Below are 13913 nucleotides of genomic sequence, written 5' to 3'. Positions count from 1 at the left end.
CCGAACTTTGCCACTATGGGGAAGGGCCGGTGCATACCTACAAAAAAATCGCGACGCTCGGTTACAGAAAATCTGTAAGAATTGTTAAAGTTTCGCGTTACAGCTAAATAAACCAAATGCCGATGTTGAACAAAGTACTCGTCCTACCGCTGTTGATTCTTTCACTGATTTCTTGTCAGGACGAAAAATCGTTCACGCCCGCGAAGATCATTCCGACCAAAATCGATTCGCTAAAAACCAACGCCGAACTTGAAAAGTACATTGGCGATTCGGATAGTCTGTACCGAAAATTCACGCTCAAAAAGATTCAGGAGCTGGATTGTAACGGATGCGACTCGGTTCTCGTGAATTTCGCGAACAGGCTAAAAGTGGATTTCACGTACCAAAAAGTGGATTTTGACAACAATGGTTATACTGATTTGCTTGCGATTGGTGATAATAACACATATACTCCGCAGAATATCAAAAGTTTTGACGTTGTGCTCTCAAGGCCGTTCAATGTGATCGCGATCATGAATTTCGGGAACGAAACCAAGCTTAATACTTTTGGCGATGATTTTTATGGAGTTGTCCCGAAAATAGAATACCTCGGCTCCAGGCCGCTGCTTGCGATTTATTTTCCGCGGGTACAAACTGTATCAGGGTTCGTGAAACAAGAACAACACAAGGCATTACTTACTTTTTTGGATGGTGATTTCGTCGAGTACAATCCGAATCCAAAATCACATAAGATTGAAAAAATCGAATATTCGAACATTCTTTTCGATATGGAGATACTTGAAAATCAATCGGAAAAATTCGATGCGAAATACGAAAACTATTCCAAGCCTTGGCAACGCGGCGAGCAGAGTGAGGGAAAATTCGAAGGGACTATTTCTGACAAAAGTTGGAACGAGCTGAAAAGCTTGCTCGATTACGTGGATTTTGAAAGTCTCAAGCCTGCCTATCATGTGCCTTGGACGTGCGATCAAACGGCAAACGTGAAAATCACTTACGACAACGGCAAAACGATATCCATAAGTGATTACGGCCACAAAGGAACTTTCGCGCTCCAAAAATTCCACCGCCTGATGTGGGAATTAAGAACCAACCAAAACTGGAGGACTAAAGCTTGAACATGAAACCTTCCTTGACCTTCTTGGCATATTTTTCCTCGTCGAACATATAAAGGAAAGAACCTTTTCGAGACGATTTCATGTCTTTTTCCTCGGTTTTTTCGAGAATATCGAGCGAGTTGATCTTGTTGATGAAATTGCGTTTGTCCAGTTTTTCGTCCAAAATAGCTTCGTATAAACTTTGGAGTTGCTTCATCGTGAATTTCTTCGGAAGCAGTTCAAACCCGATCGGCTTGGTCAAAGCACGTCTCCTCAAACGAGCCATCGCATTCGTAACCATCGTGTTGTGGTCAAAAATCAGGTTCGGGGCTTCGTGCATGTTGAACCATTTTGCCGAGAAATCCTTGTTGAGTTCGCTGTCAGATTCAGAAGCGTTGATCAAGGCGTAATAAGACACCGAAATCGTGCGTTCCACCGGATCGCGATCTACTGCCGAATAGGCGCGAAGTTGTTCCAGATAAACATCGTGAAGTCCTGTCAAATCTGTCAGGACACGGTTTGCGGCTTCGTCCAGGGTTTCATCATTTCGGAGAAATCCGCCCATCAATGACCAACGTCCGCGCTCGGGTTCGAAGTCGCGTTTGATGAGCAAAATTTTCAGATTTTTCTTATCGAATCCAAAAATGATGCAGTCGACGGCGAGCAGTTGCTTGTCTTGATCCTGATAGTTTTCCATGTGTTTTTTCGTCTGAAATCTTGCGCAAGATAGCCACAAAGCCCGAATAAAACAAGGTTGTACACTTATTCGGCAAAATGCGAATATGGCAACAGGAAACGATGTAGTATTGAAGCCTTCTCAATTTATTAGTGTTAAAATTTCACTTATAAAAAATATTTTCTTGCTTTTCTTAAAACTTTAACTAAATTTGGAAGTGTAAAAAACACATTTATTTAATCAAACAAAACCTAACCAATTATGATGACATTAACCAGATTGCTTAAATGCGTTTCGGATAACCTCGCCAGTTCGAGGATCGCCGTGGTCGCATTGCTGCTTTCGGTTTGCGGAATGAACGCCCAAAGCCTCACGGTAGCGGGTAAGATTTTGGCTTCAGACAGCGGCATGCCGTTGCCAATGGCCAACGTAAACGTAAAAGGCAGCGCGACGGGAATCTCATCTGACATCGACGGTAATTATTCGATTGCCGCGAAATCAGGAGATGTTCTCGTTTTCTCTTACATCGGATTCGCTGCGCAAGAAGTGAAGCTTTCCAACCAAACCACTTTGAATATCAGTCTTGATCCAGATCAGAATACGTTGAATGAGGTCGTCGTAATCGGATACGGAAGTCAAAAGAAATCAGATTTGACCGGAGCTGTCGCATCTGTCAATGTCGAGGAAGCCAAGAAAACCGTTACGCACGACGTGGCCAAGATGCTTCAAGGTCAGGTTGCGGGCGTTACAGTGCAATCTTCGGGTGAACCGGGCGGTTTTGTCAATATCAAGATCCGCGGAGCGTCTTCGTTTACGAACAACAATCCGACATTTGTGATCGACGGCGTGATTGTCAACGATCCATATGATTTCGCTCCGGGCGATATCGAGTCGATTTCGGTGCTGAAAGATGCGTCTTCCACGGCGATTTACGGTGTTCGCGGCGCGGGCGGTGTCATTGTGATCACGACCAGAAAAGGGAAAGCCGGAAAAATGTCGGTCAACTTCAAATCTGTTGCCGGATTCCAGAACGTGGCCAAGAAAATACCGTTGACGAATCGCACACAATATCAAACGATCGCAAACGCAGCCTGGACAGCCGATCCTATCAACACGGCTCCGCTTCCGGGGAACGATCCGACGAATCCGGCCTACATCAGCAATGTCGATACTGACTGGCAAGACGCGGCGTTCCGCACAGGAACTTTGCAGAATCAGTCGCTTACGGTTTCGGGCGGAAGTGAAAACATCAACTTCAGCATGAACCTCGACAATTTCACAAACACGAGTTATGTCGACACGCCTCAGGAATACGACCGTAAAACGCTTAGCTTCAACATCGGCGGAAAAGTCGGAACGCGATTCAAGTTCGGAGGAAAATTCGCTTATACCGATGCCGACAGAGATCGTTTCAGCGAATATTTGCCGGGACAATCGAACATTCTGTTGTTGCTTCAGGCTATTCCTACGATGCCGGTTTACGATCCGAATCGCCTTGGCGGATACGGTGGCGCCGACAACCTCACACAACGCGCAATTACGCTGAACGTCATCGGATGGAACAATCTTGTCAAGAACAACGGCTACCGCAATCGCTTCGTAGGAAATGTTTGGGGAGAAATCGAACTTTTGAAAGGCTTGAAATACAGACTCAATGTCAGTGCCGACCAATTGCACTACGGCAACCGACTTTTCATTCCGCCGAGTGATTTGGGTTGGTATTACATCACCACAAACGCCGAATCTTCTCTCGACGTAGACAACGGACGCAACCAGCGCACGCTTCTCGACAACTTGCTGACGTACGACACGACTTTCGGAAAACACAGAGTAGAAGCGTTGTTGGGTTACACGACAGAGAAAAACAACGGATATCGCCACTGGTCAAGAGGCGTCGGATACGGCAATGACGAAATTGCACATATTGAATATGCCGATGCGATTTCTGCCGGAGAATATGAATCTGCCGAAAACCGCCGTTCTGTGTTTTCACGTTTGATCTACACTTTCGACGATACTTACATTTTGGCCGGAACGTGGCGTCAAGACCAAAGTTCTCTTTTTCCGAAAGCGATCAACAAAGCCGACTTCTATTCGGTGAGCGGCGCTTGGAAAATCGATAAGGCTTTCGAGCTTCCGCAGTGGTGGAGTAGCGCCAAACTTCGCGCAGGTTATGGCGAAGCAGGAAACAACGCGGTTCCCGTGTACTTTTTCTCGCAAACCGTAAACGCATTTGCCGGATACACTTTTGGAAATACACTTGCTCCCGGAACTACGAACGTTTCCCGTCTTGATCCAAACATCTCATGGGAAACGACGCGCACGAAGAATATCGCTCTTGAAACGACTTTCCTGAGAGACAAGTTGAATTTTTCGGTCGAGTATTATATAAAGAAGTCCGAAGACATCCTTGCAACAGTTCCACTCCCATTCTCGACAGGATCTTTCCCGGCGACAATAACTACAAACGCGGCGACTATGCAGAACAAAGGTTTTGAATTTGTTTTGGGCTATCAAAACAACGACCGCGAATTCAAATACGGGATTTCGGCCAACTTCGGAACCATCAAAAATGAAGTGCTCAAAATCGGGAACGATGATTTACCGGTTTTCGGAACCAATTCGAAAACAAGAGTCGGCGGATCGATAGGTGAACTTTTCGCCTACGAAACCGAAGGCATTTTCCAAAGCCAGGCAGAAATCGACGGCCACGCTTTCCAAGCCAACGCGCAACCGGGCGACATCAAGTTCCGCGATGTGAACGGCGATGGACAAATCAACGACGAAGACCGTACTTACCAAGGTGTGACGATTCCGAAATACAGCTATGGCGTCAACTTCAACGTGAGTTACAAAGGCTTCGATTTGAGCGCGTTCCTTCAAGGTGTCGGCGGAAACAAGATCTACAACGGAATGTACAACGCCTTGATGACAAGCGGATTGAACAACTACCACAGAGACATGACCAATTATTGGACGCCATCTAATACGGATACGAACGTGCCACGTGTGGATTACCGCGACCTGAACGGAAACTCGCGTCCGTCTGACCGTTTTATCGAAAAAGGCGACTACCTGCGCATCCAGAGCGTCGAACTCGGTTACACTTTGCCGTTGAAAGACATGCTTGTGAAACGCGCCAGAATCTACGTTTCGGGTCAAAACCTGTACACTTTTACGAAGTACAAAGGATTCGATCCTGACATCAGCTACAACGACGGATTGTTCTCAAGAGGTTACGACGGCGGTTCATTCCCGAACCCGCGCGGAATTCTCTTTGGAGCTGACATAACATTTTAATAAAAAACTGACATGAAAAATACAATCAAACGCCTGCTTGTGATTCCGATTTTGGGAATGCTCGCAACTTCATGCGTGAATGAGGAAGATTTGGTGCAGCTCGATCCGAACAACGAATCCGAAGGCACTTTTTGGCAAAACGACCAAGATGCGCTCGCCGGAGTCAACGCGGTTTACGGCAGCCTTTTAACCGACGGCACTTATATGCGAAGCACACCGCTTTTGCTGGATTTGAGAGCTGACGATACGCGAAGCAATAGTCCGTGGGCGGCGATGGCCAACGTGGGACGCTTCAACAGTTCGATCGCCGATGCGGCCATTTACGGCTGGGCTTACGAAACTTACTATCAGGGAATTTACCGCGCCAACCAAGTGATCGAGAAAGTTCCGACAATCACTTTTGAAGATGCGGCGCTCAAGGACAGGATTCTCGGCCAGGCCTATTTCCTTCGCGGACTTTACTTTTTCCACGCCGTGAATATGTTCAAGAGTGTTCCGCTTCCGCTGGATAACAGCCTGCTTTACAATCCGCAGAAAACCCAGGAAGAAGGTTGGGCGCAAGTCAAAGCCGATTTGCAGATGGCGGCAAGCCTGTTGCCAGATTCGTACGACAATGTATCCGGATTGGACGCGGGTCAAAAAGGACGCGCCACGAAAGGATCGGCTTGGGCTTACCTAGGAAAGGCGCACCTTTTCACACAAGATTTCGCAAGTGCCAAAACAGCTTTCGAGCAAGTGATCAATTCGGGTACGTATTCGCTTGTGGCCGATTATCGCGACAACTTTACGACCAATAACGAGAACAATTCCGAGTCGCTTTTCGAGGTGCAATTCAGCAGAGACGCCGGCGGAGTCGATTTGGGTTGGGGCGGAATTCCGGCTTCGGGCTGGGGAAAAACGTCGGCACGCGCCATCACCTACGCGCCACGTAGCTTCGGTTGGACAGACGTGCAGCCAACGTTCGCGCTTTTCAACGAATTCCAGCAAGAAGCCACAGTTGGCGGCGGCGTCGATCCGCGTCTCGATGCGACGATGTTCTACAACAAACCGGGTGGAATGCAACTTTACGGACAGGATTTCGCCACGCGTTACGCCAACAGTCCATCTGACCTGAACGATCTTTTTTGCAGGAAATACCAAAATTCCGACGGAAATTTCCCTGACGAATTCGACTGGCGTTCGGGAATCAACGAAAGACTTTTGCGCTATGCCGACGTCTTGTTGATGTACGCCGAATGTCTCAACGAATTGGGTCAGACTTCGGCCGCTTATCCGTATATCCAAATGGTGAGAAGTCGCGTAAATTTACCAGATTTGGCCGTTGCGCATCCGAACTTGTCACAACAGCAAATGCGCGACCAAATTGCCCACGAACGCTTCCTTGAATTTCCTTTGGAAGGTCACCGTTTCGACGACATCCGCCGTTGGGGTTGGCTTCAGGACGTGAACAAGCTCAATTGGCTCAAACAACGCGATCCGGAGTTCAATACTTATGTTCCTGGACATGAATTTTTCCCGATTCCGCAACTTGAAATCGACAACAACCCGGGCACGCAACAAAACGACGGGTACTGATATTTCTCATTTTAATCCTTTTTACTATCACTTGGCGGAATCGATCTCCCGTCAGGTGGTAGTAAATTTTTAAAACAAAGTCATGAACAGAAACACTGTTTCATTTTTCCGATTGCTTTTCGTGCTGCTTTCCACCGCGGCATTTTCACAGTCGCGCATTCTGGTCACTGCCGATGCAAACGCGCCAACAATCAGCAAGCACATTTACGGACATTTTGCCGAACACTTGGGAAGATGCATCTACGACGGATTCTACGTCGGAGAAAAAAGTTCGATTCCAAATACAGCGGGCGTTCGCAATGACATCGTCGCTGCGCTGAAAGATCTCGGCGTTCCGAATTTGCGCTGGCCTGGCGGTTGTTTCGCCGACACGTATCACTGGAAAAACGGAATCGGGCCAAGAGATGCGCGTCCGTCGATGGTAAACCAATGGTGGGGCGGCGTCACGGAAGACAACAGTTTCGGCACGCACGATTTTCTCGGGCTTTGCGAAATGATCGGAGCCGATCCTTATCTGGCGGCAAACGTAGGATCGGGCACGGTTCAGGAATTTACCGACTGGGTGCAGTACGTGAATCATCCCGGAAATTCGCCAATGAGCGAACTGCGCAAAAAGAACAACAGGCAAGCGCCTTGGGGCGTCAAATTTTGGGGCGTCGGAAACGAAATGTGGGGATGCGGCGGAAACATGACTCCGGAATATTACGCGAATCTGTACAAGCAATATTCCACGTTCATGACAGATTGGAACAATTCCGACAAGTTGTTCCGAATCGCATCTGGAGCAAACGTCGCCGATTACCATTGGACAGAAGTTTTGATGCGCGACATTCCAAGAAACATGATCGAAGGCGTGGCTTTGCACTCGTACTCGTTCGTCGAATGGGAAAAGAAAGGCTCGTCGACGGCTTTTGACGAAAAGCAATATTTCACCACGATGAAAACCGCGCTCAAAATGGACGAACTCGTGCGCAAGCATTCCGAGATCATGGACAAATACGATCCCGGGAAGAAAACGGCATTGGTCGTGGACGAATGGGGCGGCTGGTATGACGTTGAGCCGGGAACGAATCCGGGATTCCTGTATCAGCAAAATACGATGCGCGACGCGATGATTGCCGGAACAACGCTCAATATCTTCAACAACCACAGCGACCGCGTGCGAATGGCGAATCTCGCCCAAACCGTGAACGTGTTGCAAGCCGTGATCCTGACCAAAGGCGACAAAATGTTGCTTACGCCAACGTATCACGTGATGAAAATGTACAAAGTGCACCAGGATGCGAAGTTGCTTCCGATTGCGATCGAAAGTCAGAAATATACCGTCGGAAGTGAAAGTCTGGATGCGATTTCAGCTTCGGCCTCACAAAAAAACGGCAAGACGCACCTTTCGCTCGTCAACATCGACGCTTCTAAAAAAGTATCGGTTGAGGTCAAGATCGACGCTTTGAAAATCAAGAATTTCTCGGCACAAAGCCTTTCATCGGACAAACTGCAAAACCACAACACTTTCGAGAATCCAAACGCCATCACTCCAAAACCTTTCAAAGATTTCACTTACAAAAATGGAATGCTTACCGTGAATCTTCCGCCGTTTTCGGTGGTCGTACTCGAAGGACAATAATCTCCAATCATGAAAAAAACACACAACATCTGCCTAAAAATCGCGCTTTCTGTTTCGGTCTTCGCCGGATTGATTTCTTGTTCCGATGAAGACAGTGCGACGACATCTGTTCCGGTCGATCCGCAAAATCCACCTTACGTGGAAACGTTCGCTGGTCCGACCTATCCCGACAATTACACCTCAATTTCGAGTTGGGCAACGCGCAATCAATGGAATCTGGCCAACGTCCACGATCCGACGGTCGTCAAGGAAGGCAATTACTATTATATGTACCAAACCGATGCGTCCTACGGAAATGCGCACGAAGGCCATGGACATTTCCACGCGCGCCGTTCGACAGATTTGGTGAATTGGGAATATCTCGGTTCTACGATGGCCGCCGCGCCGGCTTGGGTCAAGGAAACCATGAATGCCAAGCGCGCACAAATGGGTTTGTCGCCAATCGAAAATCCGAATTACGGGTATTGGGCGCCCGTCGTGAGAAAAGTCGGAGGCGTTTACCGCATGTATTACAGCATCGTCGTAAACGAATTGATCACGGGCACGAATCCTGATTTGTCTTGGGGCGAACGGCCGTACATCGGATTGATGGAAACCACGAGTCTCGAATCGAACAATTGGGTCGACAAGGGAATGGTGATCTGTTCTGAGCCTGACGGCGTGACAGATTACGTGAGAAGCGGCGCGAACGACTGGAATTCGTACTACAAATTCAACGGCATCGACCCGAGTTACATCGTGGCGCAGAATGGCGACCATCACTTGGTTTATGGTTCTTGGATGACTGGAATCGCTTCGGTAAAACTCGATCCGGCAACTGGAAAACCTTACCAACTCAACACGATTCAAGATTACGGAACGCGAATCGCCGGACGCGGAAACATTGCCACAAACCGCTGGCAAGCTTTGGAAGGTGCCGAAATCATCTACAATCCAGACACCGGATTCTATTATTTGTTCATGGCCTACGACGAACTTTCGGTCGCTTACAACACGAGAGTCGCGCGTTCGACGAGTATAGACGGGCCCTATTTGGGTTACAACGGAGAAGATGTTTCTGCCGGAGCCGAATGTTGGCCGATGTTGACGCATCCGTATGCTTTTGGGACGCACACAGGTTGGGTCGGAATTTCGCATTGTTCGGTTTTCAAGGACGACGCTTCGGGAAAATGGTTTTTCGCGTCTCAGGGAAGATTGCCGGAAAACGTTCCCGGAATCAATGTTTCGAACGCGGTCATGATGGGTCACGTGAGAGAATTGCAATGGACGTCTGACGGATGGCCGGTCGTTTCACCGGAACGTTATGCCGCGGTGCCACAAGTGCAGATCACGAATGCCGATCTCACCGGAAACTGGGAAATCATCCAAATGGACTACCAATACAGACAAATTCAGCGTTCGGCTTCGGTTTTGTTCAGCTCGAATGGAACGATGACCGGCGCAATGACAGGAAACTGGAGTTACGATGATGCGACAAAAACCTTGCTGCTTAACGGACGCGAATGCAAAGTCTCTAACGGTTGGGATTGGGAAGCATCGCCACGCCGTCGCACGATAACAATCAGCGGATTTTCGGAAAGCGGAAAAGCGATTTGGGGAAAAAGAAAATACTGATGAGAAAGTGCGCTTACACTATTTTATTGGCCTTCGGACTCGCATCGGCACAAAACCCGATAATAAAGGACGTTTATACTGCCGATCCGGCTGCTTTGGTGTACAAAGATTCGGTTTATCTCTACGCCGGACACGACGAAGCGCCAAACGACTTCAACTTTTACAAGATGAACGAGTGGCTGGTTTATTCTTCTTCAGATCTGAAACATTGGAAATCGCATCCGGTTCCGCTTGACGCCAAGGCTTTCAAATGGGCAAAAGGCGACGCTTGGGCTTCGCAGGTCATCGAAAGAAACGGCAAGTTCTATTGGTACGTTACGGTCGAGCACGATGAAACGCATCCCGGAAAAGCGATTGGAGTCGCGGTCTCAGATTCGCCTCTCGGCCCGTTCAAGGACGCGATCGGCAAGGCTTTGATCACGAACGAAATGACCAAACAGGTCTCGATTGCTTGGGATGACATCGATCCGACGGTTTTCATCGACGACGACAAACAGGCCTATTTGTATTGGGGAAACCAAATGTGCAAATACGTGAAATTGAATGCCGATATGACTTCGTTTCCGGGAGAGATAACCGCACTAAAACTTCCGAATTTTACCGAAGCGCCTTGGTTGCATAAACGCGGAAATTGGTACTATTTGTCGTACGCGTCAGAGTTTCCCGAAAAGATTTCCTATGCCATGAGCAAATCGCCGACAGGTCCGTGGGAATACAAAGGAATCCTCAATGAGATCGCCGGAAATTCGAACACGAACCATCAGGCGATCATCGATTTCAAAGGCAAATCATATTTTATCTATCACAACGGCTCGATCAATACGCATGGCGGCAGTTTTCGCCGTTCGGTTTGCATCGACAGGCTTTATTACAACAAGGACGGCACGATGAAACGCGTCGTCATGACCTCGGAAGGTTTATGAAACTATTGAAAATCAGGGTTATATTTTTTGGTTTGTTATTCGTTTATGGCAGTGTTTTTTCGCAGGAAACGCTGCCCATAAACGAGACAATCGTGCACGATCCCGTGATGATCGAACAAAATGGGACGTATTATCTTTTCTGCACGGGCAATGGAATTTCGGTGTTTTCGTCTGCGGATATGAAGCAGTGGAAAAAGGAAAAACCGGTGTTTCCGGAAGCTCCGAAATGGGGAACGTCAGTCGCGTCAGATTTTAAGAACCACATTTGGGCGCCCGACATTTCGTTTCACAACGGACAATACTATCTGTTCCATTCGGTTTCGTCGTTTGCGAAAAATACTTCGGCTATCGGATTGGCCACGAATAAAACGCTGAATCCATCCGATAAAAACTACAAGTGGCAGGATAACGGAATAATTTTGCAATCTGTTCCGAATCGGGATTTGTGGAATGCGATCGATCCGAATTTGGTCATCGACGAAAAAGGAACGCCTTGGCTGTCATTCGGTTCTTTTTGGGACGGACTCAAAATAGTGAAACTCTCACCTGACCTGAAATCGATAGCAAAACCCGAGGAATGGCACACGGTCGCCAGACGCGAACGCGATTTCAAACTAGAAGATGAAAATCCCGGAAATGCGGCTCTCGAAGCGCCTTTCGTGTTTAAAAAAGATGATTTTTACTACCTTTTTCTTTCGTGGGATTTTTGTTGCCGCGGAGAAAATTCGACCTATAAAGTTGTCGTCGGACGTTCGAAAGAAGCGACCGGACCTTATTTGGATTCAGATGGAAAATCGCTGTTTCAGGGCGGCGGCACTTTGGTGATCGAGGGCAACAAAAACTGGTCAGGCGTCGGACACAACAGCGCTTACACCTTCAATTCAAAAGATTATCTGGTTTTTCACGCCTACGATTCGAAGGACAAGGGAAAACCGAAACTAAAAATAAAACAGATCCGATGGGAAAACGGATGGCCCAAAGTCGATCCGATGGATTGACAGCCGTAAATTGCTAAGTCAGATCCGTCACTAAACAAACGACATGATTACGAATTATCTCAAAATAACAGCAATCGCATTTTCGCTTATATTCTTTTGTTCGCAGCAGGATAAACGAACAAAAAGTGCGGTTAGCGATCCAACCGGAATGTATCCGATTTCGTCTGTTCCGATTGCCGACGTAAAAGTTACCGATGCGTTCTGGCTTCCGATCATCAAACGCGTACAGGAAAAAACGATCTATTATGCGATAAAGAAATGCGCCGACGAAGGGCGTTTCGACAACTTTTTGATCGCCGGCGGAAAGCTGAAAGGCGAGGTTAGAGGCCAAATGCCGTTCGACGATACCGACGTTTATAAAATTGTCGAAGGCGCATCGAATTCGCTGATTTCTTCCCCGAATCCGAAACTTGAAAAAACGCTTGATTCTATCGTCGGAATTATAAAAATCGGACAGGAAAAAGACGGTTATCTCACGACTTGGCGCACGATAAATCCGGCCAAACCACCCGCCGATTGGGTGAAAGTCGACAAAGGCGTGCGTTGGGAATTTATGTTCATGAGCCACGAAGACTACAACGCCGGACATTTGTACGAAGCCGCCGCAACACACTTTTGGGCAACCGGAAAGCGCAATTTTCTCGACATCGCACTCAAGAACGCCGATCTTTTCGTGAAGACTTTCGGTGACGAACCTGGGAAATTGCAGCGCGTTCCGGGACATCAGATAATCGAGACGGGTTTGATAAAATTGTACCAGATAACCGGAAAAAAAGACTATCTGAAACTCGCAAAATATTTTCTCGACAATCGCGGAAACGCCAAATCGCACGAGTTGTATGGCGAGTATTCGCAAGATCACATTCCTGTCGTCGAGCAGGACGAAGCCGTCGGGCACGCGGTTCGCGCTACTTATATGTATGCCGGAATGACCGATATTGCCGCGATCTACCAAGACAAAGCCTACCGAAATGCCGTCGATAAGATTTGGGAAAACATGGTTCAGAAGAAAATGTACCTGACAGGCGGAATCGGGGCGAAGCACGATGGAGAAGCTTTCGGAAAGAATTACGAACTTCCGAATCTTACGGCCTACAACGAAACTTGTGCGGCAATCGGCGATGTTTACTGGAACGAGCGCATGTTCAACTTCACCGGAAACGTCAGCTATTACGACATTGTCGAGCGCACAATGTTTAATGGCCTGATTTCGGGAATGTCGCTCACCGGAACCGAATTTTTCTATCCGAATGCCTTGGAATCAGACGGCGTCTACAAATCGAACCGCGGATCTTGCACGCGCCAAGGCTGGTTCGACTGCTCTTGTTGCCCGACGAATCTCATCAGGTTCATACCCGCGATTCCGGGATTGATTTACGCCAAACAGAAAGATGTTTTGTACGTGAATTTATATATGTCGAACAATGCGTCCGTAGACTTAAACGGCCAAAAAATTGCGGTTACACAACAAACGGAATATCCTTGGAACGGAAAAGTGAACGTAGGAGTAAATCCGCAAAAAGAGGGAAAGTTCACGATAAAACTCAGAATTCCGGGTTGGGCAAGAAACGAGGTTTTACCTTCAGATTTGTACGCTTATACTTCCAAATCGGGAGCAAAAGCGCAATTGAAGATCAACGGTAAATCGGAGAACGCAAAAATCGAAAACGGTTATTTCGTTGTGGACAGAACTTGGAAAAAAGGTGACAAAATCGAAGTCAATTTCCCTATGGAAGTGCGAAAAGTCGAAGCAAACAGCCAAGTTTCGGAAGACAAAGGAAAGCTCGCTCTCGAATACGGCCCAATCGTTTATGCTTTCGAGCAAATCGATAATGCGAACAATTTTGACGCTTTGGCGATTTCCAATACCTCGAAATTCAGTATCAAAAAACGTCCTGATTTATTGCTCGGCGTGCAGACTTTGGAAATGAAAAACGGGAACCAGAATTTTACTGCGATTCCTTATTATGCCTGGTCGAATCGAGGCGTTGGGAAAATGAAAGTCTGGTTGCCGAAGAAGTAAAATCCGCCTGGATTCAACAAAGTGACGCCGCCAAGTAATATAAAGTCTGAACCGCGAATTCGTGAATTTGATTTTCGTTGAGGTGC

The 13913-nt window shown here is 47.5% G+C and carries 9 protein-coding genes; 8 read left to right on the top strand and 1 reads right to left on the bottom strand.

Going from position 1 to position 13913, the window contains the following annotated elements; genetic code table 11:
* Positions 1 to 122: 122 nt before the first annotated feature.
* Positions 123 to 1115, top strand: coding sequence for a DUF6438 domain-containing protein (locus EOO49_RS13270; RefSeq protein WP_290846464.1), 993 nt, complete (start codon positions 123 to 125; stop codon positions 1113 to 1115).
* Here EOO49_RS13270 and EOO49_RS13265 read toward each other — a convergent pair.
* Positions 1105 to 1791, bottom strand: coding sequence for an NUDIX domain-containing protein (locus EOO49_RS13265; RefSeq protein ID WP_290846463.1), 687 nt, complete (start codon positions 1789 to 1791; stop codon positions 1105 to 1107). The genes EOO49_RS13270 and EOO49_RS13265 overlap by 11 nt on opposite strands.
* 240 nt (positions 1792 to 2031) lie before the next feature.
* Between EOO49_RS13265 and EOO49_RS13260 the strand changes: the two genes are divergently transcribed.
* The 7 genes from EOO49_RS13260 (at position 2032) to EOO49_RS13230 (ending at position 13827) form a co-directional block, all read left to right on the top strand.
* On the top strand, positions 2032 to 5070 hold the full coding sequence (locus EOO49_RS13260) for a TonB-dependent receptor (RefSeq protein WP_290846462.1): 3039 nt from the start codon (positions 2032 to 2034) through the stop codon (positions 5068 to 5070).
* A gap of 12 nt (positions 5071 to 5082) precedes the next feature.
* On the top strand, positions 5083 to 6645 hold the full coding sequence (locus EOO49_RS13255) for a RagB/SusD family nutrient uptake outer membrane protein (protein ID WP_290846461.1): 1563 nt from the start codon (positions 5083 to 5085) through the stop codon (positions 6643 to 6645).
* Positions 6646 to 6727: 82 nt separating this feature from the next.
* A complete protein-coding gene (locus EOO49_RS13250) occupies positions 6728 to 8269 on the top strand; it encodes an alpha-L-arabinofuranosidase C-terminal domain-containing protein (protein ID WP_290846460.1) in 1542 nt (513 codons plus the stop codon).
* 9 nt (positions 8270 to 8278) lie between these two features.
* Complete coding sequence (locus EOO49_RS13245) at positions 8279 to 9883, top strand: arabinan endo-1,5-alpha-L-arabinosidase (protein WP_290846458.1); 1605 nt, start codon at positions 8279 to 8281, stop codon at positions 9881 to 9883.
* Entirely contained in the window at positions 9883 to 10806 is a 924-nt protein-coding gene (locus EOO49_RS13240) for a glycoside hydrolase family 43 protein (protein WP_290846457.1), read from the top strand. The genes EOO49_RS13245 and EOO49_RS13240 overlap by 1 nt, the downstream gene beginning before the upstream one ends.
* Positions 10803 to 11804, top strand: a complete 1002-nt coding sequence (locus tag EOO49_RS13235; protein WP_290846456.1) for an arabinan endo-1,5-alpha-L-arabinosidase — start codon at positions 10803 to 10805, stop codon at positions 11802 to 11804. Before EOO49_RS13240 ends, EOO49_RS13235 begins: the two co-directional genes overlap by 4 nt.
* A 43-nt stretch (positions 11805 to 11847) precedes the next feature.
* Entirely contained in the window at positions 11848 to 13827 is a 1980-nt protein-coding gene (locus EOO49_RS13230) for a glycoside hydrolase family 127 protein (protein WP_290846454.1), read from the top strand.
* Positions 13828 to 13913: the final 86 nt, after the last annotated feature.

The organism is Flavobacterium sp. (assembly GCF_004295795.1).
Taxonomy (GTDB): Bacteria; Bacteroidota; Bacteroidia; order Flavobacteriales; family Flavobacteriaceae; genus Flavobacterium.
Note: the sequence above shows the minus strand (reverse complement) of the source record. Positions and strands in the feature narration are given on the sequence as shown.